Consider the following 20,405-nt stretch of genomic DNA (forward strand, 5'->3'; position numbering starts at 1 on the left):
CCACAAGACGACGAAGCTCCTCCACAAGACGACGAAGCTCCTGGCGCTGATCGTCGTTGAGTTTCGGACGCTTGCCCGGAGCCTTCACGTTTAAAAGACCCTCAGGGCCTTGCGTGTTAAAGCGCTCGACCCAGTCCCGCACGATCTGCACAGTCACGCCACCAACTCTCGCGGCCTCGCCGCGCGTCGCTCCATCATAAATCTGCGCGAGAGCCAGAAGCCGCCGCGTCTGAGCGGCATCTTTCGACAGCCGCGCCGCCTTGCGCAAGTCATCGCCAACATAATCCGTCCGAAGCCGAAGTGCTGATCCCATGGCAAACCTCCCGTTTGCACCATGGATTCAGATTCATCGCGTTTTGTGAACCCTCAAGAGTCAGCAGCAATGCCGATTGGTATTAGAGCCAGAACGATAGCCGCGCATGGATAAACGTCTCCCAAGATCAAGCACTTAAGGAGATAATATATTACCGATTACCAGATATACCCATTCTGAGACCTACAATGAGCATTGCGCACAGCTTTTTTCAGTGTTGGCTGCTTTATATTGCGTCGGGTTACTGCATTTCGACGCTTGCCGCCCTCGTGGTTTTTTCATCCTGATGGGCGCCCCCGCTCCAGCTCTTTAGATATCGATCCGAATTTCAGAGAGTGACGGTACCCTCAATGCATGTCGTTACTTCGCCGCCAATCCAGATTTCCGCGCCCAACTGGTCCACATGGCCGGGAATTATCGGGGCACCCAAAATCGCAAAAACGCCCGCCAAGCATGTGATGTAGGCTCGCATAGCGCGAATCGATAAATGGCCGTATTGAACTGGGCAATCTATCTCGAATGACAACAGTTAAATGGGAACGCACGATACCATGCCGCATGAAATTCTCGACTTCGTTGCCCGAATAGCATGGCCGTCTGTCGCGTTGACAGCCATCGTCATTCTCGGACCGTTTGGCGTGTTAAAAACTACCTTGGGCGAAGTGGCGGTCAAGCTTTTTGGAATCACGTCAGCCGTGCATGATTTCAAAATAATCGCAACCGATTTTCACAAGACGCAGGAAGCCCTGAGAAATTCCACGGGTTGGGTGGACGAGTTGCAGATACAACTGCACTCAATTGCCGAGCAATTGGAAAGTCTGAGGCGTACGACACAGGACATCAACATCACGACCCAAGACTTGGCTATTACCGAGGGGAGCCGGTCGTTGGCACAGTCGGTCGAATCCGACGGTTCTGTCGAAAATGTCGAAGCAACCCTCCCCACTCTTTCCGTTGATCAGATGTATGATGATATTCGGGATCGCTGGTACACGTTGACGGAGCAGCTGAAGAGCAGGGTAGGTGCCGAAAACTTTGATGCTCGCTCCATCGGTGCTGTTGCTCGACGACACGTTGATGGTCGCCGTGCGCGTCCTCTCACTTTGATGGAGGCGGACAGGTTCGAACGACTTCATTCGCAGATGAAGCGTTTCAACCGCCTGCAGAGCACTCGGCACGAATGGTTGACACACGAAGTTTACAGCGCGTTCATTAAATCCGTCGAGCAGGCGACAGCCTCGCTCTCGGCAGCGAAGTCAGGACGAAGAGCTTGAAGATCGCTGCGCATGCCACGTGACAATTCTAATGGACCCGGCAGGAAACCTGCAAAAAGACATCCAAGTGGCCTTGCTTCGACAAAACATGACAGCTTGGCAGCGAACGTTTCTCGCCGACATCCAAGCTCTCTTTGAGCAGTCTGCCGGGATGCGCTCAAACTGCTCTGGTCGATCGCGCCATCGCAGCGGGTTGGCAGGTGGACGAGGTGCCAGGAGGACACATTCGCGTGGAGTCGGTGTTCTAAATGCTTGCCGGAAATGCAACCAATTCAATTGGCTCTACAGCTGCCAACATGGCGTTTCGACGAGCGAGGGTTTCGCGGTATTCCTGAGCCTCAACGTCTTTAAAGAATGGTGCACCAGGCGCGAGCCTCGCTACCGCCCGCTCGACCTCGTCAATCGACACTCTGAAGAATTCTTTGCGAAAGTTTTGAGCGTTGATGCGGGTCTTCTGGAATTCGTTGTGAAGCGCTCTCTCAAGGGCGGGAGCGTCGTCGCTGTAGATGATTGCATGAGTATCAAAGACAAACGGGACGCCGGCGTCACCAAGTTCGCGGACGCGATCGGCTGGATCCAGGCGCCTGGTCAGACCAATCTTTACGACCTCTTCGCCGAAAGAACCTATATTCGAGATAATGTAGACATATCCCGACCGCGTCTTCTCGGCCATCGCCTGCGCACGCTCAAACTTCGCGTGGGCATCAGCTAGGTCTTTTTCCAGCATCCGGATCTTTTCGTCGTATGCTCCAATTTGGTCGGCGGCGGCCTCATTCGCATCGGATTTGGCTTTGTCGAGAAGGCGCAGATAGCGATTCTCCTCCTCTTCCGCTCTTTCCATGTCCCGAAGCAGCTTCTGTTCCTCTCGCGCAGCGCGGGCCATCTCGGCGCGTTCCTCCCGCTCGGCCTTCAGCTTTTCACGGTATTCGTGGGTGACCTGCAACTCGACGAGTTTCTGTTTTAGAGTAAGCGCGAATTTCGCCGCACCTTTTTGCATTGAGCGTGTTTTGGCATGAAGTGTCCACTTAACGGAGGTGGACACCACGTGATTGAGAGCGATGAACAGAAACTGGCGGTGAGGCGGATTTTGCGCAACGGCCGCCGTCGATACGATCCGGCGTCGAAAGAGCGGCTGGTTGCTGCCTGCCTGGAGCCCGGCGTGTCGGTATCGCGGCTTGCGCTTGAACATGGGATCAATGCCAACCTTCTTCGGAAATGGATAAAGACGGCCAAGGACGCCGTTGCTTTGCCGCCACCTGCGCTGTCGGCGTTCATTCCGGTTCAAGTCAGCGCTGCGCAGCACAGTTTGCCGATGCAGAGCAGTTCGGTGGGCTGGCCTGCTTTGCCTGGTGAGGAGCGGCTGTCGAGGTCGTCGCCACTCCCAGCCAAGGTGAGCGCGGCTTTGCCGAATGGCGTGAAGCTGACGCTGGAATGCGGTGATGTGGATGCATTGACGGCAATCATCGGAGCTCTCGGCCATGTTCAGACTGGGCGCTGATCTCAACGTCTATCTGCATCGCGAACCGATCGACTTTCGCGCCGGCATCAACAGCCTTGCGGTCCTGGTGCAGGAGGTGATGGAGCTTGACCCGTTCGCGCCTGCGATCTTTGCGTTTTGCAATCGCCGCCGCGACCGGATGAAGTTGTTGTTCTTCGATCGGTCCGGTTTTGTGATGGTCCTGAAGCGCTTGACGGAAGACAGGTTCCGATGGCCACGCCGGGAGACTGCGGTGGTGACGCTTTCGACCGAGCAGCTCCACTGGATTCTCGACGGCATCGACATTGACGCGATGGTTCGCCATCCGGTGCGGCAATATCAAGTCGCTGGCTGAAGGATATCGAATTGAGCGGTTGACGCGGCGGCATGCTTTCGATTCAAGAATCTGATGAATCGAACTGGCGAACCGACTGTTGAGGAGCTGATGGCGCGCATTGCCGCGCTGCAGGCGGAAAACCGTCAACTTGCCGAGCGCGTCGTCAAACTCGAGGAAGAGCTGGCGCTTGCTCGCTCACATCGTTTTGCGCCGAAGAGCGAAAAGCACATTGATCGCCTCTTCAATGAAGCCGAACAGGTCGCCGGTGAGGATGACAGCGAAGAAGGCGATGTCGTCGATCTTCCGGACACCGGCTTGCCGCCGGCAGAAAAGCAGGAAGGCAAGAAGCGCGGCCGCCGACCGTTACCGGAAAACCTGCCGCGCGAACGCGTCGAATATGACCTGCCCGACGATCAGAAGGCTTGCCCCTGCTGCCATCACCAAATGCATCGCATGGGTGAGGCCGTTAGCGAGCAGCTTCATATCGAGGTGAAGGCAAAGGTCCTTCAGAATGTGCGGTTCAAATATGCCTGCCGGAATTGCGACCGCACCGGCATCAACACGCCGGTCATCATTGCGCCGATGCCCGCGCAACCCTTGCCGGGCAGCATTGCCACGGCCTCGACGCTAGCCTTCGCGTTGGTGCACAAATATGTCGATGGCACGCCACTCTATCGTCTGGCACAGGCCTTCGAGCGCGCCGGCGTTCCTGTCAGCCGCGGTGCTCTGGGGCACTGGGTGATCGGCTCGAGCGAGAAGCATCTCGTCCGCATCTATGACGCGCTGAAGCTGCGGCTTCGATCACAGTCTCTCATCCATGGCGACGAGACGACTGTTCAGGTCCTGAAGGAAAAGGACAGAGCGGCCACCGACACATCCTTCATGTGGGCTTATCGCAGCGGTGAGGACAGTGCCGAGCCGATCGTGCTTCTCGATTATCAGCCGGGCCGCGGACAGATCTATCCGCAGGCCTTTCTCGGCGATTACCGCGGCATATTGATGAGCGATGGTTATTCCGCCTGGCGCACGCTGGAGGGGGCCACCCACATTGGATGTATGGCCCATTCAAGACGGCGGTTTGTCAATGCTCTCAAGACGAGAAACAAACCCGGCGGCCCACCGGAGCAGGCCCTCAAGTTCTTCGAACAACTCTACCGGATTGAAAAGCAAGCGCGCGACGAAATACCGGATGACGGCGAAACGCGAGATCATTGCATTCGCCGCTTTCGCCAGGAACATAGCGTTCCCATCCTGAATGCCCTGAAAAAATGGCTCGATGAAATCGCCCCGAAGGTCTTGCCGGACAGCAAGCTTGGCGATGCCATCTCCTACACGCTGAACCAATGGGAATATCTGACGCGTTACACAAATGATGGCAGGATGCCGATCGACAACAACCTTCTGGAGCGTGACATCAGGATTTTTGCAACTGGCAGAAAAAGCTGGCTGTTCAGCGACACCGTCGATGGAGCAAAGGCCAGCGCCGTGGTCTACAGCCTCATGCTGACATGCCGGGCTTGCGGCGTCGAGCCACTGGCCTACTTGCGCCACGTCCTCACCGAGTTGCCGCAGCGCGCCGACGACGCCGACATCTCTGACCTGCTGCCATTCAACTTTCCAAAGGCCGCAGCGGCCTGATCAACGCAGAAACCGTTCCCAAGTCGAACACCGCGCCGGAATCGCGGGCGTCAACGTGCAGGGAAATGAGCGTTTACGTTTTAGATACTCATCGGTAATATGGACGTCGTTCGTAGCGTTCAGATTGTCTATTTGCTGGCGAGCGTTGACGATCCGCTTTTCCATCGCGTTCGCATTGTTCCAGCGGACATTTGCGACCGCTGCATCGCACTCGTTGTTGAAAGCTCTGAGCGCGAGCTTCACGTTGCGATTGTTCATCGTCTGGCCCTTGGCCTTACTGCCACTAACCGTCCACTCCGTTTTTGCGATTGCAGCGATCTTGTTCGAAACCATCCGTTTCTGGGTCTCGCGGTTCTCAATGATCGTTTGTTTGTACTGCTCACTGTCGGTGTAATCGAAATGAGGCTCATATACGCCCATCTCGGCGAACGCCAATTTCTCATCGAAAATCGCTACCTCCTTTGCGAGGCGGTCGAAGATCGCTTTCTTTTCGTTATAGGAAGACCTCAAATTTGAAATGTCCACTGAGACTGAATTCGCGATATCGCGTAGTCGCTGGACTTCTGCTTCCTCATTTAGGATAGGGCTATATTTTACTTCCAACGCACGCACGCTGCCCTCGGCACGTTTTTTGCGTATGGACTGTTTCCACGCAATGACGCTCGCAACAATCGCCCAAAGCGGAAACCCAATGATAAATACAAGCCCAATGATTTGACCGCTTGTCATTATGAACTCCCCTGCCACCCCTGGATGAGGACGTTAAGCTGCGATCTCGACTTTGCAAGCGGATGTTACGGATAACATTAGTTGTGCAGCGGTTTAATTTCGCCTGCCGACTGAGCAGGTGCCGCGTCCCGAATGATGCGAGCTGTGCAGAGCTGCGCCAGGAACGGAGATCTGCGAAGATGATCATCTTACCCATGTATCTCGGTGTCTTACGCATCCAGGAGCAGAGTTTATGGCTCAAACAACTCGCGGAAGCCTTGCGGCTTGATGACGAGGTATTGGTTGCAGTTCCTGCCAGCTCACCCATACCGCTTTGTTCTGGGAAGCGGCCAGCATATCCAATTTGGCTTCGATAAGGTAATTCTGGGTCTCGATCCTTTAGGTCAATGGAAAGAACGGCAGGCTTTCATCGCATAGACGCAGCATCCGCTTGAGTGAGGCCTTCAAGTTCACCGCGCAAAGCCGGTGGGGCGAAACAGTATGGTCACCTAACCGGCAAAAGGCGTTTGTATTTTCGTGTCTTGAAGAACACTATTCATGCAAATCTTCCATCTTGAACTCCTCGGGTCGAAAATGGGCGTGTATTTCAAGTTGCAAACCGTTGACACGCAAAGCGCCTCAATCGCTTATTGGAGGAGGGCGATTCAATGGATCAGCTGAGAGGGAGCGCTCGGCTGAGGTTATTTGTAAGTCATGTCTATACTACTGCGAACGATATCGGCGTTTCCGACGGGCCGGACAACGAACGAACTATTTGCGTTGCTTGATGTCGATTTTGATCCGCGCAGGCGTACGGAAATTTACGCCGAGTTATCTGCCCTCAGCGAAGCTGGAAAAGTGGCCAAAGGCCGCGATGGTCGGTGGCGCCCAATTGCCACCGCGAACAAGACAGGCACCCAACCCGTTTCTTCAATTGCCACCAATACCATAGTAACTGACAATCTTACCCTCAGGCCCGTCCACGCGACTTTCCGGACCTCAAGGTCTTCCGTCGGCGAAGGTGAAGTCGCAGATACTTTCGCGGCGTTCGATCCCAATGCGTTGCTTCGATACTATCGATCCGCATTACGATCAGACCCGAGAGGTGCGATCACTCAAGTTGAAGATCGCCATTCTGTTCAATGGCAACTGTTCACTGGCCTTGGGCCTCTGACGCCCGAAGAGGGGCAGGTCCTCACCATCTCGATACCTCTCGACGAGTTGCCAGATGACTTTCGGCAGGCTCTCGTCAAGCGGGAAGCGAACGAACAGTCGCTCGCCGTGGGCTGGCCTCTGGGTGTTGGGAAAAAGCAAGGTGTAGCTGTTGTCTGGCCGGTTGGTCTCATCAGCGCTGACTGGAAGCGCAGTCCGACGCACCTAGAAGTATCGATCGATACGGATGACATCGTCGCAAACCCCGACTGGATCAAGGGCGTGGCGAGAAGCGCCAATTGGAAAGAGGCAGGGCTGCGCGACGTGTTCACGCAGGCCGAGGGATTGGGCTTCCGGCGGGATGAATTTCTCTCCCGATTGAAGGAGGCTGTTTCGGGCACCTTTCGGGGACGTATCTCAGGCCAGCAAATGCGAATTGAGCTGGATCCTAACATCGTCTGTTGGTTTCCACGCAGAACTGAGCCGGTTAGGCGCATAATTTCCATTGAGAATTGAGCCATGTGAACCTTCCCCCAGCGCGGAGAGCGACGGGGGCAACGGAGTGATCCACATGGGACTTTTAAACATTATCCGCCGGATGGCGTTGCGCGAGAAGCTATCGATCCGCGAGATCAGTCGGCGCACCGGGCTGTCGCGGAACACAATCGCGAAGTATCTGAGCGCGGGCACGATCGAGCCGACGTTCACGGTACCGGAGCGGCCGAGCAAGCTTGATGCATTCGCAGAGAAACTCTCGGGCTGGCTGAAGACCGAGGCCGGGAGGTCACGCAAGCAGCGCCGAACGCTGAAGCAACTTCATGCCGATCTGGTGGTTCTGGGCTTTACCGGCTCCTACGGTCGCGTCGCTGCCTTTGCCCGTGAGTGGCGGGCTGAGCAGCAGACGGCCGGCCGAGGCATATTCGTTCCTCTGTCTTTCCGCCCAGGCGAAGCATTCCAATTCGATTGGAGTGAAGACTATGCCGTGATCGGCGGCGAGCGCACGAAGCTTCAGGTCGCGCATATCAAGTTGGCGCACAGCCGGGCCTTTCTGGTCAGAGCCTACCTGCTGCAAACCCATGAGATGCTCTTCGACGCCCACTGGCACGGCTTCCGGGTCTTCGGCGGTGTGCCTGCGCGAGGGATCTACGACAATATGCGCACCGCGGTCGATCGCGTCGGCCGCGGCAAGGAGCGGCAGGTCAACATCCGCTTCCTGGCGATGACGAACCACTACGTCTTTGCGCCCGAGTTCTGTAATCCTGCTGCGGGCTGGGAGAAAGGGCAGGTCGAGAAGAATGTTCAGGATGCCCGACCACGTTTGTGGCAACAGATGCCGGACTTTCCCGATCTGCCGGCGTTGAACGCCTGGCTGGAACAGCATTGCCAGGACCTGTGGCGGGAGACACCGCATGGCACCTTGCCCGGCACGATTGCGGATGTATGGGCTGATGAGCGGGCATCATTGATGACACTGCCTGCCGCGTTTGACGGCTTTGTCGAGCAAAGCAAACGGGTCTCACCCACCTGCCTGATCACCTTCGAACGAAACCGCTATAGCGTGCCCGCATCGTTTGCGAACCGGCCCGTCAGCCTGCGAATCTATCCCGAGCGGCTGGTCGTTGCAGCCGAGGGCAACGTTCTTTGCGAACATGTGCGGGTCATTGAGCGCAGTCACGACAAGCCGCCGCGGACGATTTACGACTGGCGACACTACCTTGCCGTCATCCAACGCAAGCCCGGTGCCTTGCGCAATGGCGCACCCTTCCTGGAACTACCACCGGCCTTTCGACAACTGCAGGACCAGATGCTTCGCCGCCCCGGCGGTGATCGCGAGATGGCCGATATCCTTTCTCTCGTTCTTCATCACGACGAACAGGTCGTCCTCCGCGCTGTGGAACTGGCTCTGGATGCCGGCGTGGCAACCAAAACGCATGTGTTGAACCTGCTGCATCGGCTGATCGACGGCAAGACCAGTGATGGTCCCGATATCGACACACCACAGGCGCTGACCTTGCTGCGCGAACCCAAGGCCAATGTCGAACGCTATGACGGGCTGCGTGTCCGGATCGTAGGAGGTCGCCATGCGTCATGATCCAGCCAGCGCCGCCGTCGTCATCATGCTGCGTAGTCTGAAGATGTATGGCATGGCCCAAGCGGTCACGGATCTGATCGAGCAAGGAGCGCCAGCCTTCGATGCGGCCGTGCCGATCCTGTCCCAGTTGCTGAAAGCGGAAATGGCCGAACGCGAGGTCCGCTCCATCGCCTATCACATGAAGGCTGCCCGCTTCCCGGCCTACAAGGACATCTCCGGATACGACTTCGCCGCCAGCGAAATCAACGAAGCGACGGTGCGCCAACTGCACCGATGCGAGTTCATGGACGGAGCGCAGAATGTCGTGCTCGTCGGCGGGCCTGGCACGGGAAAAACACATATCGCGACCGCTCTCGGTGTCCAGGCGATCGAGCATCATCGCCGAAAGGTCCGCTTCTTCTCGACCATCGAATTGGTCAACGCCCTCGAGCAGGAGAAGGCCAAAGGCAAGGCCGGTCAGATCGCTGAGACGTTGGTTCGTCTCGATCTGCTGATCTTGGATGAACTCGGATACCTTCCGTTCAGCGCTTCGGGCGGCGCATTGCTCTTCCACCTGCTGAGCAAGCTTTACGAGCGCACCAGCGTCATCATCACCACCAACCTAAGCTTCAGCGAATGGGCCACAGTCTTCGGCGACGCCAAGATGACGACCGCTTTGCTCGACCGCCTGACCCACCGTTGCCACATCCTGGAAACCGGAAATGACAGCTTTCGATTCAAGGCCAGTTCGGCCGCCGCGGCGCAAAAGAGAGGAGAAAAAGCCAGCCCATTGACCAAACCCTGATCAGAAAACCATACTCAGAGGTGGCTCACTTCTCGGTGGAAAAACCGGCTCAGTTCCGCGTGGAAACCAACAATCGTCGGCATCCATGATATCGCCGCACTCTTTCTACCGACCGATACTACCTTCACTGCCGGAGCTGTGCGTGACCTCGATACAATTGCAGCGTGGCCGAAGGAAAAATTGGCCACGACTGCGCTGGCGCCGATCCTCGGCTTGGATGCACCCGTTGCAACTAGGCTTGCTCCCGTCATCAACACGGGCGACTTGAATAAGGAGCAGATTGATGCGGTGAGGCGGTCTCTCCTCGCACCGCTTACGGTGGTAACCGGTCCGCCGGGGACCGGCAAAAGCCAGGCCATCGTGTCCATCGCTGCTTCCGTGATTGCCGATGGTGGAAGCGTACTTGTTGCATCGAAGAACCACCAAGCCCTCGATGCTGTCGAGACCAGGCTTGGTGGCATCGCTCCGCAGTCTCCGTTCCTAGTGAGGACGCTTGATCCTACACGCGACATCGATCAATCGTTCGATCAGGTGCTTGGCGAACTTGTCAGCGAGCCCACAAGAGGTGCGGCTGAGCCAGACTTGGTTCTACTGTCGAAACTCTCGACGCTCGCGCAAAATCGAAATCGGCTGCTCGACCAGATCGACGAGCTTTCGCGTATCCACGGGTTGATTGCGGAGCTTTTGGAGAGGCTCGAGGCGCAGGAGGCGAGCAGCGCTGAACGCGGAGTCCAGACATTGGTAGAGCCCGAAAAAAACCTCGTCATTCGGTTGATCAACACAATACTGGGAGCTTTCGGTCTTAAATCGAAGTTGTTGGTAGGCAGCCAACGTTCCGGTGGAGAGACAACGCTCGCCACCCTCAGGCAGCGTCTAAAACAGCTCCGCTCTGAATTAGCTACGATCGAAGTAAAGGGTGATCCAGTCGCGATTACGCAGGAGATAGGAGAGGTCGCTCGGGAGCTTCTTCCCAAAGTTCTGGCGTCAAAGGTCAACCTGACTGAGATCGACCGACGGAGGCTAGGCGAGGAGCTTGCCAACCTAGAGCTTGCTCAAAACACCGGGCCGCTGCCATCTGAATTGGCCGGTGAAGTTGTAAGTCACCGGCCCCTGTGGTTGGTTTCAGTCCTTGGCGCGGCACGGCGAGTGCCGCTGTCAGACAGCTTATTCGATCTCGCGATCTTTGATGAAGCAAGCCAGTGCGATATCGCGTCAGCACTGCCGATCTTCGCTAGGGCAAAACGTGCTGTCGTTGTCGGTGACAATCGCCAGCTTTCCTTCATCAGCCAGTTGGGCATTGCGCATGATCGAAACCTGATGCAGGCCCAGAACCTGCCGGTATCAAAGATGGGTCGGTTCGCGCAGAGCCGGAGATCGCTATTCGACTTGGCGGACCTCACGCCCGGGGCGGCGAAGGTTATGCTTCGCGATCAATATCGATCCGCTGCCGATATCGTTGGCTACATCAACGAACACTTTTATGGTGGTCAATTGCGGGTTGCAGGTGACCAGGACAAGCTCAAATCACCAAGGGGCATGAAGCCAGGTATTGCGTGGACCGATGTACCGGCGCCAACATCACCAATGATCGGCAACATCAATAATTCTGAGATCGCCGCGATAGTGCAGCATGTCCGCATGCTCCTCGTGGATCAAGGATATAGCGGGTCGATCGGGGTCATCGCTCCTTTCCGGCCGCAGGTATACGCGTTGGAGCAAGCGATCCACGCAGAAGTCAATGAAAAGCTTCGTGTCAAGGCTGAACTGCGTGTCGGCACGGTTGACAGTTTCCAAGGTCAAGAAAGAGACCTTATCCTTTTCTCACCCACGCTCGGCCATTCGAGTGCGATCAGCGCGGTCACGTTCGTGCAGAAAGACTGGCGCCGCCTGAACGTTGCCATTAGCCGCGCCCGGGCCGTCGCCCATGTCTTTGGCGATTTGTCGTATGCGCGATCTGGCAAGGTGCGGAGTCTTCAACGGCTAGCCGCTACGGCAACCGAACCAAAGGGCCGCATCGGCGAGGGCACGTTTGACAGCAATTGGGAGCGAATTGTGGACGCGGCGCTTAGGAAGCGCGGCTTGAACCCCGTTGCTCAATTCGAAGTCGCCGGTCGTCGCCTGGATTTTGCACTGTTTGGCAGCGGCGATGTCAAGCTCGACCTGGAAGTCGATGGTCGACATTGGCATGCCGACACCGACGGCAAAAGAAAGCTTGGCGACTATTGGAGAGACCATCAGTTGAAATCGCTTGGCTGGAAAATCCAGCGCTTTTGGGTGGACGAACTAGCTCAGGATTTGGAGGGGTGCATTGAACGCGTCGCAAAACAGCTTTCCTAGATCGCGGCGGTTTACCTATATCGCTTTGACGCTTGGCTTGCTCTCAGCGGCCGCGATCTCTGTCGCGTTGATTCAGGTCGACGCTCTTGAGCGCGACTACGGTGCCGTGCGTTCCGACATTCAGCGCTATAACAATGAGCGGACAGAGGCGCTGGGCCGACGCGATAGTGTCCTTTCGGAAATCTCTCAACGAAGTGTAGAAGCCGATGGTATTCGGAAAACCATCGCTGATCTGACCGCACAGCGAGATCGCCTCGACGCAGAGATAAACCAACAGACGGCATCGCTCGCCGAGGGCGTTGAGAAGCTTCAGGCGGGCCAAGAGCAATCGAAAGCGGCCGCCGATACTATTGCGGAAGCAGCTAAGGCCGAGAAGACGCTTGCGACCTTACGCTCTCAGAACGCTGACCTTGAAAAGCGGATTGCTGTCAATCAGGCAAAGATCGATCAGTCAAATGCCGACGTTGCACAAGCAGAAGATCGAAAAAGTGCTGCCGACGACGCGATTGCAGTCAGCGAAAAGGTCCGGCGCGATAAGGAGGCTGAAATCTCCAAATTAAACGCCCAGCTTCAGGACCTTGACGACAAAACACGTCAGGTCGCCGATCTTACCGCCCGTCAGGCCTCGTTGACGGCGCAAATGACGAAAATCACGAAAGATATCGGCGACAAACAACGTGCCTCGCAGGATTTAGACGCAACGATCGCAAAGCTCCAGGATCAGGCGTCCAAGGCGAAGGTCACTGCAGCTAAAACGGATGCCGACTTGGCCCGCCAGGACAGCAACCGTACGGACTTGGCCAACCAAGTMGGCGCTCTCGAAATGCGGAAGGCTGCATTGAACGGCGATCTCACGAGCGTGACCACAGCAGCGGACCGCGCACGATCAGATGCTGCAGCGGCTGAAGGCAGGCTAAAAATTGCCCAGGACGCGCTTGCAGAGGCGGAAAAATCTCTTCCGGTCGCGAAGGCACAATTAAATGATCTCCAGGCAGATGTCGCAGCTGCCACAACGCAACGTAACACGCTCAAAGAAGAGTTAAGCAGTCTTCAGGCACTGAAGTCTCGAACTTCGGCGGACAAAGCCGATGCTGATCGCGCAGCAGCTGAAAAAGCTGCTCTGGAAAAGGCTGTCGCAGACCTATCAAACCGACAAGCAGAACTGGCCAAAGAGCTGAGCTTGCGTCAGAGCGACCTAAATACTGTGAAAGCGGAGCTGGCCGAGCTTAACGGCAGGAAAGGGGTGCTTGTTCAGGAAATTGCATCTCTTTCAGACGCGAAGACGCCAAAGCAGACGGATGTGGCACCCGCGCCGCCAGCTATTGACGCCCCGACGACTACCCAGCCACAGCCTGAGAGGCCATAATTAGAGAGCGTCGACATGCTAACAGGAAACATCTTGATACTGCTTTTCGCAGCAATGGCTGTCGTAGCTCTGATCGTCGTGCAGATAAGCCTCGCGGTGCTCCATGACAGAGCCGTTACCGCCTCCGGGCCGACGCGCTCCCTGGAGTCTCTGGAGACAGCCATTGCCGACAAGCGGATGGCCCTTAGCGATATCGAAAATGAACTAGGAGAGCGCCGCAAGGCCCTAGCCAATATTGCCGACGTCCAGGCTGACTACGATGCGACCAAGAGACAGCTCGATGACTTGAATGCTGAATGGCTTCAGAAGGATGAGCGCCGCGAGGAAATCCGTGCGCTGCGCGAGGTGATCGAAGCGGAGATCATTGAAAAACACGCAGTTGACGCTGAGCTGGCTTCCGCCCGGGCAGATCTCGACGCTGTCCATGACCGCCTCACTGCCGCCGAGCGGCTGTTCGCTCTCAACGATGAGATGAAGCGTGAACAGGCAGCGCTTGAAAAGAAGATTGCAGAAATGCGGTCCCAAGCGATTGAGTTGAGCGAAGCGCAGGAGCGAGTGCAACGCTTAGAAGCGCTGTCGCAGGAACTTGGTAGAGAAAGCGCACGTGTCGAAGGCCTCCTCCAGGCGGCAAACTCCCAACTCTCTCAGGTTCAAGAAGACCTCGCTGTCGAGCGTCAGGCGACCGCCGCCGTTCATGCTGAATTCACGCAGACGTCGGCGAAACTCGCAGCCGCCGAGGAGCGTGCTCGTTCCATCGAAAGCGACATCTCATCGTTGGAAGATCGCCGTTCGTCGCTAATGGCACAGGTCGCTAAGATGGAGGAAGACGTTGCTGAGGCGAGCGGTAGGGATGCGCCGGGCCGCGAGGAGGCAATCGTTGAACGTCTCAAGGAGTTGACCACGCTTCCGCCGGTGCTGGCACAAATGCGGAGCTGGAAAGATCGCGCCGCTGAAAATGAGGCTGAGGCAGTCCAACGGGTGCTTCAGCGCCTTGAACAAAGCGGCCTCCATTACGACCGTCGCATTGTTTATGCCTTCCATACAGCAATGAAAACAAACGACACGACCCAGATGGCCGTGCTTGCCGGTATCTCCGGGACTGGCAAGAGCCAGCTGCCGCGACAGTACGCGGCAGGCATAGGGATCGGGTTCCTGCAGGTGCCGGTTCAACCTCGCTGGGATAGCCCCCAGGATTTGATGGGTTTCTACAACTATATCGAAAAGCGCTACCGTCCGACCGATATGGCGCGGGCGCTCTATCACCTGGACATTCTGAACAACCAGAAGAGCGAGTTTCAGGATCAGATGATAATGATCCTGCTCGACGAAATGAACCTTGCGCGTGTTGAGTATTATTTTTCGGACTTCCTCAGCCGCTTGGAAAGCCGCCCGCCGATGAACCGTGTGTCGGATAAATCCCTGCGCAAAGACGCTGAGATCGAGCTTGAGATACCGATGCCGCGAGGTATGGACGCTCCCCGCATCTTCCCAGGATACAACCTTCTGTTTGCCGGAACGATGAACGAAGACGAGAGCACGCAGTCGCTCTCTGATAAGGTTGTGGACCGGGCGAATGTCCTTCGCTTCTCGGCACCAAGAACCATCAGGACGACTGCGCAGAAAGCAAATATCGCCGAGCCCGAGGCGCTGTCGGCGGCAAGATGGCGGTCATGGGTGAATCCTGTTTCGACTGTGGAGAGTGAGCAGACCGTTATCGACAGCGTGGATAGAATGGTCAGCCTCATGAAGGGCTTCAAGAGACCTTTCGGTCACCGTCTCGGCCGCGCGATCATGGGGTATGTCGCGAACTACACCTCGTTCGACCAGGCGAAGGACTTGCGTGTCCCGCTCGCAGATCAGGTTGAAATGCGCTTGTTACCAAAGCTTCGCGGTATCGAAGTTGAAGACGGTAACGATCATGCTTTCTCCGAACTCATAAGTTTCGTTGGTGATGCCCTGCGGGACGATCACCTTGCGAAGGCGATCGATGAGTCGATCCGTGCTGCGAAAGAGGGCTCCGGTCAGTTCGTATGGAACGGGGTTTCGCGGTAATGCTCCATCTCGGCAGACCTTGGGATCGCAGAGGAGTTGCCAATGCGAAGTTCAGTCCTGGTGATTGTTTGGTCAGCGAGGTCCGTGGCGAGGCACCCAAGAACGGCGGACACTCGCGTCTTATGTCGGCCCGGCTTCAAGATGGACCGGTGGAACTTATTCTCCATCCATACCCGAAAACGGCGAATGCTCAGCGACCGGAGCGAATTGGGTTTCCGGTTCGCCCTCGTGGTGTAAAGGAGCATGAGACCCCGGAAGACGTGCGGGCGAGAGAGCTTCTTCGGCGGATGAACGAGGTTTTGGCGCGGGTCCAGGAGCTTGGCGAGGCCCTTGAAGACCCTTTGCATGTATGGTCCCGATTGCGCGATGCGTGGGAGCGCGCAGAGAATGAACACGATCCGCGAATGGCGGAGATCGTAAGGCAGGCTCAAGATGTCCTTCCGCGCCTGAAAGCGCTGGAGCCGAGGATCAGGCGCGTGCTTCGTCGGACGAGAGAGCTTACATTCTTGGACCGAGTTCAGGAAATGGATCGGGCGTCGATGCGCTGGCTCGTCCGTCAACCGGGGCGGACGATTGCGGAGCGAGCCGGTACAAGCCAGCGTATTCTCGCAACAGTCAGGCGAGAGAACTTTGATACCCCTGAAAACAGGGTTCTCCACGCGTATACGACACTTGCTTTCCAGGTTGCTCGCGAATGGATGCAGGAGCATCCACGAGCACGGCATAGCCGCCGCTACGCGCAAGTCAATCATTTCGGCCGGTTCTGCAAAACCTTCGCGCAGATGTTGGCAGATCTTGAAGTGAGCGTAGCCGATGCCGGGATTGTTCCGAACTACGTTCTGATGCAGGACCCGAGCTACAACTCCATCTATGAAGCCTGGCGCCGCCTGCTGGAGGAAGACAGGGTCCTCGATGACCTCTGGGCATGGCAAGCGGAGACCTGGACGGATTTTTCTGTGCTTTCTGTCGTGCTCGCTCTCAGCGAACTCGAAGAAGCCGAGCTAATTGCGCAATCGCCCATCGTCTGGCGTTCAGAGGCATCGCTCGGACGATGGTTCGAGCAGGATCGACCGATTGCCGTGTTCTGGTTGAAGAACACAGGTCGTATAGTCGAGGTACAATCCCGCCCTGAAGCACCAGGCCGTATGCTGGCCTTGACGCGGGCCCACGTGTCTCTCCGCATCTCCGACATCGACCGAGGCGGGATGCCGCGCCGCGTAGCAGTTTGGACCCCGCACACGATGGCTCGCATAGATCTCAACGACGCTGTCGTACGGGCAAATGAGCGATTGGTCGAGATTCAGCCATTCGGCCAAACTGAAGTTCTGCGTAACGGGCTGATACTGACCCCATCTCACGGTCAGTTCGAGACTTGCCTATCCCGTAAGGCTAGCACGCGCGTTGATGGAATTGCCTTGGAGGCCTCTGGCGAGGGGCTGCGGCAAGGGTTGGACGCTATCCGTGCGTTCGCACGTAGCGAAATATACGCGACGACGCCATGAGGAAACTGTGCGGGTACGATCTGAATGGATGGCGCGATAGCGCTGCGAGGAACTGGACCATTTTGCCGGACGGCGAGGAGCAGGAGGTTATTAGCTCTCTCATCGAAGGCGGCATTTTCGGTGTCGTGGTTGAAACTGGAGCGAAGGCCGACGGGGGCCTTGTGGGTGGTGCGCAGGCATCAATTTCTCCGCACGGCCTGGGTGCTGGTTGGGGTGTGGTCGGAGCTGCCGAGAAGCGGTTGAGGGTGACTGATCTGCTGAACGACGATCCATCCGTCCCCCACCTGACTGCAGCGCTGAAAGGGATGTCATCCGGTGCCAGCTTTGGCATCGCCAGCCTTGATGATCATGCTGAAACCGGCGAGCTACTGCAGGAACGACTGTTGGCGGCTCTGCGCAAGGCAAAGGTCTCGACGCCGCTTCTGGTTTGGCGATCCGTGTTGGCGACATTGTTCGCTATCGAAAGGGGAACAGTTGAAGAAGGCCAGGCCGTAGGTGTGGTTTCGCACACCGGAGACGGTGTCACGGTTCAAAGGCTGCGCATTCGTCGCGAGCGTAGCCATGGAGAGACTGTCTTAGCGCCGGAGCGTCGCTCGACAGGAAAACTGATCCGTTCGGGTTGGGGATACCGGGGATTGGCGGAGTTGGCAAAGTCTGCAATTTCTAGAGTTTCGTCGGTCGACCGAACCGATCATTTGGAATGGGCACGTTCGAATGGACGCCTTGCGCTCGGATTCCAGGCAGAGCCCGAGGTGTTACGCCAAGGAAACGGAGACTGGCAGGTATTAAGGCCGCCCGACACGATCGATCACGAGCAGATACCTCGATTGCAGGATGTGCGAGATGATGTCGCTGGGTGCGATGTGGTCTTGTTGGAAACTCTGTCCAAAGGTGCGATCAGAAAAGCATTCCATTCAGCAGTGATACAAAGCATCGGTGGAGATGTTGTGTTACTTGCTGACAACTCGATCGCAGATGGTGCGCTTCATGCCGCGCGGCGCCTAAGCAAGCGCGATCCCATCTATTTCGATTTCCTGCCGCAGATTTCAACGATTGTGCAGCGGCGTGACGCGGTCGAAAACTTCGACCTCGTTGATTACGATGAGACGCTTCCGGCAGGTGAGATGTACCGGAGCCCGAAACCGGCAAGATTGGCCATTCAAGCGGGGCAGGATCGTTTTTCTATTTTCCTTAGAAAGGAAACTTCCGAGCTTCCGCGCAAGGCAGAAGTCAACATCGGTGTGAAAGTCGACCAGACAGTTCCCGTCGAACTTTGGGTGGAACAGAGCCCGGCGTCCGGTCGAGCAAAAATCCTCGTTCACTCTCAGAAGTTTGGTCACCAATTCCAGGTCGACTGGGATGCCGCGACCGAACTCGAACAAAATTGGGACGCGTTGATCGAAGGGTTCCAGAGACCAGCACCGACAATACCGGGACGGCTTGTGCTCGCCTGCGGAATCGATAGTTGGAACGATAGCCCTCGCGGAGACGGGCTTTTCACGTTGCTTGAAAAGAACGTTGACCGGACTGCCGTCGATTGGACGGCACTCGCAAATCGGCTCTCGGCTCGACCTGGCGGCAAATACGCGATATCAAGTGACGGTGATGTCCCGAATGGAGTAGATGCTGTCGCGCTATCGCGCTTGGATCGACTTGTAGAACGAGCGTTAGATGAAGTCCGTCGCGGGCTGAGGGGCCAAGCTGTTGGAACCCAATCACTGCGGTTTCTGACATGGCAATTCCGCCGATGCCCGCCAGACGTCTCGGGCTGGTTGCTGGAGGCTTGGGACAAAGAAGCCCGGGGACACCCAATTTTCACTCAAGGTGCCCACTGGAAGCTCGCTTACCAGGGGTTGGGGCGGGTCGCCAGCAACCAGCATTTTGAGCTGCAGGCAATCCACAAGGTCTTGGGCAAGCCCATAGATCAATGGAAGTGGCAGAAAGAAACCGCCGCCATGGCGTTCCTACTTTCGCGCTCTGAAACCGCGCCTCGGCTGCTTACTCGCAAAGATGTCGAGCGGTTGACCAAACGGATTCTCCGGGAGTTCGAAGAAAATCTGGGCTCGACGTACACCAGATTCCAATACGCTCCGATGCTGCTTGTTGGCCTTCTCCGTTGGAGGGTGGTCGAGCCATTCGCGTTGGTTGAGGGGCAGGACCCTAAGGCGGATAAATTGGTTCGAGCAGTCGAGAGGACGATAGGTGATCTCAAGCACCAGGATCGTTTAAGGGCACTGGCAAAGTACGGGCGCATCCTGGAACACGTTCTTGAGGAACTACGGGGCGAGGGGTCCAACCCAGAGCTTCTGCTTGATATTTTTGGTGGGGCGGATGGGAGCGATGCCGACGAATAGTAGATCGCTGGTATGCGGCGTCCACGCCCCGTCGATTTTCAGTTGCGGGGATCTAAGGTTGATCTACGCGCCGTCAAATGAGCTCACCGAAGAGTACCTGACGAGCTCATTGTGAGGCCTTGATGCGGGCGGTATAGGCTGGCTCAGGGCATCGATATCTTTGGCAAGGTGAAGGGAAGCGTGGGGTTGATTGCCGTCATTCTCAAGGCGCCTCACTGATGTCAGCGGCATTAAATTAGGTACTCGAGCGAACAACAAAGGCACCGAGGCGACGACCCAAAAGACCAGCAACTAATACGGCGTCTCACTAAAATCGACTCATGGGCTGCGTATTCCGATGAAGCCGGCCATCGATTCCGATTTGAAGCCGGCCAGTCATTCCGATTTCATTCCGGCGGGCGTTCCGATTTGAAGGCGGCCATTTCTCGGACTGATCCTGGCATTCTGGCCGACGCCGGATACCGCGGCCACAATGCGCCCCAGAGCCACAAGCTGCGGGTCTTCACCAGTGGCCAGAAGCGCCACGTGACGCCGGCCATCAAACGTCTGATGCGAAGGCGGTCAGCCGTCGAGCCCGTCATCGGGCACCTCAAGAACGAGCGCAGAATGGACCGCAACTATCTTGCCGGACAGCAGGGCGATGCCCTCAATGCCGTTCTGGCTGCCGCCGGCTACAATTTCTCGCTTCTGCTCAGGTGGTTCAGGCTACTTTTGTGCCTGCTCGTCAGGCAAACTCTCGACGCCGACAATCATGCGCCGCCACACCGAAAACGGTTCTTCACGGGCGACTAAGAGTCGGATTCGAAAAGCGTTCAACGATATCCATACCTTGCTAGCCGTCTGGTGATGAGACGAATGTGGGCGATCATGATCCACGCTTCGGCTGATGCGATCGAGCGTTCGACGTCTTTGGCCAATCTGCGGCATCTGCCAAGCCAGGCGAAGGTCCGTTCGACCACCCATCGACGCGGCAGAACCTCGAAGCCTTTCGCCTTGTCTGAGCGCTTGATGATCTCGAT

At 56.8% G+C, this 20,405-nt stretch carries 16 protein-coding genes and 1 pseudogene; 13 read left to right on the forward strand and 4 right to left on the reverse strand.

Features of this window, described 5'->3' with window-relative positions; translation table 11 throughout:
* Positions 1–313: helix-turn-helix domain-containing protein (locus QD409_RS33145; protein WP_430764812.1), on the reverse strand; the 313-nt coding region annotated here is incomplete at its 3' end.
* Between the two features lie 551 nt (positions 314–864).
* On the opposite strand from QD409_RS33145, the gene QD409_RS33150 reads away from it, so the two are divergent.
* Positions 865–1,587: a hypothetical protein gene (locus QD409_RS33150; RefSeq protein WP_245276698.1), complete on the forward strand. Its 723-nt coding sequence runs from the start codon at positions 865–867 to the stop codon at positions 1,585–1,587.
* 244 nt (positions 1,588–1,831) lie between these two features.
* On the opposite strand, the gene QD409_RS33155 is transcribed toward QD409_RS33150, so the two are convergent.
* Positions 1,832–2,776: a GIY-YIG nuclease family protein gene (locus tag QD409_RS33155; protein ID WP_240535430.1), complete on the reverse strand. Its 945-nt coding sequence runs from the start codon at positions 2,774–2,776 to the stop codon at positions 1,832–1,834.
* On the opposite strand from QD409_RS33155, the gene tnpA reads away from it, so the two are divergent.
* Genes tnpA through tnpC form a run of 3 tightly spaced genes read left to right on the forward strand, consistent with a single transcriptional unit; the run spans position 2,663 to position 5,039 of the window.
* A complete protein-coding gene (gene tnpA / locus QD409_RS33160; protein ID WP_240535431.1) occupies positions 2,663–3,085 on the forward strand; it encodes an IS66-like element accessory protein TnpA in 423 nt (140 codons plus the stop codon). The two genes, QD409_RS33155 and tnpA, sit on opposite strands and share 114 nt — an antisense overlap.
* On the forward strand, positions 3,066–3,419 hold the full coding sequence (gene tnpB / locus QD409_RS33165; RefSeq protein WP_004118312.1) for an IS66 family insertion sequence element accessory protein TnpB: 354 nt from the start codon (positions 3,066–3,068) through the stop codon (positions 3,417–3,419). The genes tnpA and tnpB overlap by 20 nt, the downstream gene beginning before the upstream one ends.
* A 54-nt stretch (positions 3,420–3,473) precedes the next feature.
* Entirely contained in the window at positions 3,474–5,039 is a 1,566-nt protein-coding gene (tnpC, locus tag QD409_RS33170) for an IS66 family transposase (RefSeq protein WP_004118315.1), read from the forward strand.
* Here tnpC and QD409_RS33175 read toward each other — a convergent pair whose 3' ends face one another.
* Complete coding sequence (locus tag QD409_RS33175; RefSeq protein WP_051043305.1) at positions 5,040–5,768, reverse strand: DUF4041 domain-containing protein; 729 nt, start codon at positions 5,766–5,768, stop codon at positions 5,040–5,042.
* Between the two features lie 759 nt (positions 5,769–6,527).
* Here QD409_RS33175 and QD409_RS33180 point away from each other — a divergent pair.
* The 9 genes and pseudogenes from QD409_RS33180 to QD409_RS33220 all read left to right on the forward strand — a co-directional run.
* A complete protein-coding gene (locus tag QD409_RS33180) occupies positions 6,528–7,415 on the forward strand; it encodes a hypothetical protein (protein ID WP_183932624.1) in 888 nt (295 codons plus the stop codon).
* A gap of 55 nt (positions 7,416–7,470) precedes the next feature.
* On the forward strand, positions 7,471–8,991 hold the full coding sequence (istA, locus tag QD409_RS33185; protein WP_028754964.1) for an IS21 family transposase: 1,521 nt from the start codon (positions 7,471–7,473) through the stop codon (positions 8,989–8,991).
* Positions 8,981–9,775 carry an IS21-like element helper ATPase IstB gene (gene istB, locus QD409_RS33190; protein WP_004118321.1) on the forward strand — a complete coding sequence of 265 codons (795 nt, stop codon included), beginning with the start codon at positions 8,981–8,983 and terminating at the stop codon, positions 9,773–9,775. The genes istA and istB overlap by 11 nt, the downstream gene beginning before the upstream one ends.
* Before the next feature lie 180 nt (positions 9,776–9,955).
* Positions 9,956–12,112 carry an AAA domain-containing protein gene (locus tag QD409_RS33195; RefSeq protein WP_240535432.1) on the forward strand — a complete coding sequence of 719 codons (2,157 nt, stop codon included), beginning with the start codon at positions 9,956–9,958 and terminating at the stop codon, positions 12,110–12,112.
* Positions 12,084–13,478, forward strand: a complete 1,395-nt coding sequence (locus QD409_RS33200) for a hypothetical protein (RefSeq protein WP_004118324.1) — start codon at positions 12,084–12,086, stop codon at positions 13,476–13,478. Before QD409_RS33195 ends, QD409_RS33200 begins: the two co-directional genes overlap by 29 nt.
* A gap of 33 nt (positions 13,479–13,511) precedes the next feature.
* Positions 13,512–15,530 carry an McrB family protein gene (locus QD409_RS33205; protein ID WP_004118326.1) on the forward strand — a complete coding sequence of 673 codons (2,019 nt, stop codon included), beginning with the start codon at positions 13,512–13,514 and terminating at the stop codon, positions 15,528–15,530.
* Between the two features lie 404 nt (positions 15,531–15,934).
* Positions 15,935–17,032, forward strand: a complete 1,098-nt coding sequence (locus tag QD409_RS33210; RefSeq protein ID WP_414091587.1) for a DUF2357 domain-containing protein — start codon at positions 15,935–15,937, stop codon at positions 17,030–17,032.
* A gap of 62 nt (positions 17,033–17,094) precedes the next feature.
* A complete protein-coding gene (locus QD409_RS33215; RefSeq protein ID WP_244441503.1) occupies positions 17,095–19,386 on the forward strand; it encodes a hypothetical protein in 2,292 nt (763 codons plus the stop codon).
* A gap of 441 nt (positions 19,387–19,827) precedes the next feature.
* Positions 19,828–20,178, forward strand: a pseudogene (locus QD409_RS33220) (transposase); the annotation flags it as partial.
* Between the two features lie 20 nt (positions 20,179–20,198).
* Here the strand turns inward: QD409_RS33220 and QD409_RS33225 are convergent.
* A partial coding sequence (locus QD409_RS33225; RefSeq protein ID WP_164570746.1) for a transposase occupies positions 20,199–20,405 on the reverse strand: 207 nt, incomplete at its 5' end.

The sequence above is a fragment of the Rhizobium sp. BR 315 genome (assembly GCF_050577975.1).
Lineage (GTDB): Bacteria > Pseudomonadota > Alphaproteobacteria > Rhizobiales > Rhizobiaceae > Rhizobium > Rhizobium miluonense.

Excerpts from the sequence above, each read along its gene's own strand:
- QD409_RS33150 (WP_245276698.1), top strand. The coding sequence starts at position 865 with ATGCCGCATGAAATTCTCGACTTCGTTGCCCGAATAGCATGGCCGTCT.
- QD409_RS33155 (WP_240535430.1), bottom strand. The coding sequence starts at position 2,776 with ATGTTCAAGCGCAAGCCGCGATACCGACACGCCGGGCTCCAGGCAGGC.
- tnpB (WP_004118312.1), top strand. The coding sequence starts at position 3,066 with ATGTTCAGACTGGGCGCTGATCTCAACGTCTATCTGCATCGCGAACCG.
- tnpC (WP_004118315.1), top strand. The coding sequence starts at position 3,474 with ATGAATCGAACTGGCGAACCGACTGTTGAGGAGCTGATGGCGCGCATT.
- QD409_RS33175 (WP_051043305.1), bottom strand. The coding sequence starts at position 5,768 with ATGACAAGCGGTCAAATCATTGGGCTTGTATTTATCATTGGGTTTCCG.
- istA (WP_028754964.1), top strand. The coding sequence starts at position 7,471 with ATGGGACTTTTAAACATTATCCGCCGGATGGCGTTGCGCGAGAAGCTA.
- istB (WP_004118321.1), top strand. The coding sequence starts at position 8,981 with ATGCGTCATGATCCAGCCAGCGCCGCCGTCGTCATCATGCTGCGTAGT.
- QD409_RS33210 (WP_414091587.1), top strand. The coding sequence starts at position 15,935 with ATGGCGGAGATCGTAAGGCAGGCTCAAGATGTCCTTCCGCGCCTGAAA.